Here is a 2,801-nt window from a genome sequence, read left to right on the forward strand (position 1 = left end):
ACCACCGAGATGTATGGACTCCCCTCCCATCGAGGGGTAACGTAATAAGTGACAAAACTTTTACTAAAGGAGTCCATACATGATGAATCTTAACGTTATTGCGATTGATTTAGCAAAAAATAATTATCAAGTTTGTAAAATAGGTCAAGATCGACAGGTTATATACAACAAAGAAGTATCGCGACAAAAGCTACTTCAATTATTGGCGTCAGAAAAGCAGTCATTAGTGGCGATGGAGTCATGTGGTGGCACGCATTATTGGGCAAGAAAAGCGAAAGAGGCAGGCCATACAGTTAAGCCAATGTCTGCACGGGTTGTAAAAGCATTTAGACAAGGCCAAAAAACGGATGCGAATGATGCTTTAGCTATTGGTATTGCAGCTCAACAACCAACAGTTAAACCGAGTAGATTATTAAGCATAAATGAGCAGTGCTTACAAGCCATGTCAGCAATGAGAGAGCACTTTGTAAAGCAAAAAGTAGCCTTGGGGAATCTGCAACGAGGTTGCTTGTTGGAACTTGGTATCCCAATAGCTAAATCAGATAATAAGTTGATTGATGCAGTGGAAAGTCTGCTCGAAGATACAAATTTAGATGTACCTATGGCATTTAGAGCGTCTCTAAAAATAATGAATGAACAATTCAAAAGTGTTATGAAAGAAATTAGAGAGCTAGAAAAGCTCATTGAAGAAGAAATCAAAAATGATGAGGTATGCGAGCGACTTCAAAAACTGGAAGGTGTTGGGCCTGTAGGTTCAATGATGTTGAAAGTTTACTTTAGTTGTATAGAACACTTTAAAAATGGGCGGGAAGCATCAGCCTGCGCTGGTTTAACGCCAGTTCAGCATAGCTCTGGTGGCAAAGAAAGAATTGGCTCAATTTCAAGAACATCGGCAAATAAAAAGTTACGTAGCACGTTATATCAAGGTGCACTAGCTGTTGTCACACATGTTGTAAAAAGAGCGAGCCGTACAGAAAAAGACGAATGGCTTAAAAAGTTAATTGCAAGGCGTGGTAAAAAAGTGGCAGCGATAGCATTGGCTAATAAAACAATCAGAACCGCATTTGCAATGCTAAAGAAAAACGAATGTTATCAGCCAACGTTATTAACGGCTTAAATTTTTGTCAACAAAGAGCGTTTAAAATCAGGGTAAGACTGACCTTTAAGAGACTGTTCCGTGCCTAGGTATAAAATACCGCCACCGAGAAAAGTCATAAAGGGGCGAATACATTAAAGTGACCAGGGGTAGCTCCCCAAATAGAGTCCGTATATAAGCCAGCATCTAATCTTTATTTAATAAATACTTCGTTGACAAAAAACGGGGAGTCCATATAAGGTCACAGAGTGCACAGAGGAAGTGATTAAAAATAAAAACAGGTAGCTGTCAGCGTTCAGTAAAGTATTACTCGGTGTAGCGCGAAGCGCCTCGGTGTTCTCTGTGGTGAAAAAAATTAAAACACTATTTACCACCGAGATGTATGGACTCCCCTCCCATCGAGGGGTAACGTAATAAGTGACAAAACTTTTACTAAAGGAGTCCATACATGATGAATCTTAACGTTATTGCGATTGATTTAGCAAAAAATAATTATCAAGTTTGTAAAATAGGTCAAGATCGACAGGTTATATACAACAAAGAAGTATCGCGACAAAAGCTACTTCAATTATTGGCGTCAGAAAAGCAGTCATTAGTGGCGATGGAGTCATGTGGTGGCACGCATTATTGGGCAAGAAAAGCGAAAGAGGCAGGCCATACAGTTAAGCCAATGTCTGCACGGGTTGTAAAAGCATTTAGACAAGGCCAAAAAACGGATGCGAATGATGCTTTAGCTATTGGTATTGCAGCTCAACAACCAACAGTTAAACCGAGTAGATTATTAAGCATAAATGAGCAGTGCTTACAAGCCATGTCAGCAATGAGAGAGCACTTTGTAAAGCAAAAAGTAGCCTTGGGGAATCTGCAACGAGGTTGCTTGTTGGAACTTGGTATCCCAATAGCTAAATCAGATAATAAGTTGATTGATGCAGTGGAAAGTCTGCTCGAAGATACAAATTTAGATGTACCTATGGCATTTAGAGCGTCTCTAAAAATAATGAATGAACAATTCAAAAGTGTTATGAAAGAAATTAGAGAGCTAGAAAAGCTCATTGAAGAAGAAATCAAAAATGATGAGGTATGCGAGCGACTTCAAAAACTGGAAGGTGTTGGGCCTGTAGGTTCAATGATGTTGAAAGTTTACTTTAGTTGTATAGAACACTTTAAAAATGGGCGGGAAGCATCAGCCTGCGCTGGTTTAACGCCAGTTCAGCATAGCTCTGGTGGCAAAGAAAGAATTGGCTCAATTTCAAGAACATCGGCAAATAAAAAGTTACGTAGCACGTTATATCAAGGTGCACTAGCTGTTGTCACACATGTTGTAAAAAGAGCGAGCCGTACAGAAAAAGACGAATGGCTTAAAAAGTTAATTGCAAGGCGTGGTAAAAAAGTGGCAGCGATAGCATTGGCTAATAAAACAATCAGAACCGCATTTGCAATGCTAAAGAAAAACGAATGTTATCAGCCAACGTTATTAACGGCTTAAATTTTTGTCAACAAAGAGCGTTTAAAATCAGGGTAAGACTGACCTTTAAGAGACTGTTCCGTGCCTAGGTATAAAATACCGCCACCGAGAAAAGTCATAAAGGGGCGAATACATTAAAGTGACCAGGGGTAGCTCCCCAAATAGAGTCCGTATATAAGCCAGCATCTAATCTTTATTTAATAAATACTTCGTTGACAAAAAACGGGGAGTCCATATAAG

Annotated in this window: 2 protein-coding genes; both read left to right on the plus strand. The window is 39.4% G+C overall.

The window, feature by feature from the left end:
• The first annotated feature begins 79 nt into the window (after positions 1-79).
• Positions 80-1,117, plus strand: coding sequence for an IS110 family transposase (locus L641_RS0101705; protein ID WP_024600855.1), 1,038 nt, complete (start codon positions 80-82; stop codon positions 1,115-1,117).
• A gap of 427 nt (positions 1,118-1,544) precedes the next feature.
• Positions 1,545-2,582 carry an IS110 family transposase gene (locus L641_RS0101710; protein WP_024600855.1) on the plus strand — a complete coding sequence of 346 codons (1,038 nt, stop codon included), beginning with the start codon at positions 1,545-1,547 and terminating at the stop codon, positions 2,580-2,582.
• Positions 2,583-2,801 lie beyond the last annotated feature (219 nt).

The sequence above is a fragment of the Pseudoalteromonas sp. TB41 genome, from assembly GCF_000497975.1.
Classification (GTDB): domain Bacteria; phylum Pseudomonadota; class Gammaproteobacteria; order Enterobacterales; family Alteromonadaceae; genus Pseudoalteromonas; species Pseudoalteromonas tetraodonis.

Excerpts from the sequence above, each read along its gene's own strand:
- L641_RS0101705 (WP_024600855.1), top strand. The coding sequence starts at position 80 with ATGATGAATCTTAACGTTATTGCGATTGATTTAGCAAAAAATAATTAT.
- L641_RS0101710 (WP_024600855.1), top strand. The coding sequence starts at position 1,545 with ATGATGAATCTTAACGTTATTGCGATTGATTTAGCAAAAAATAATTAT.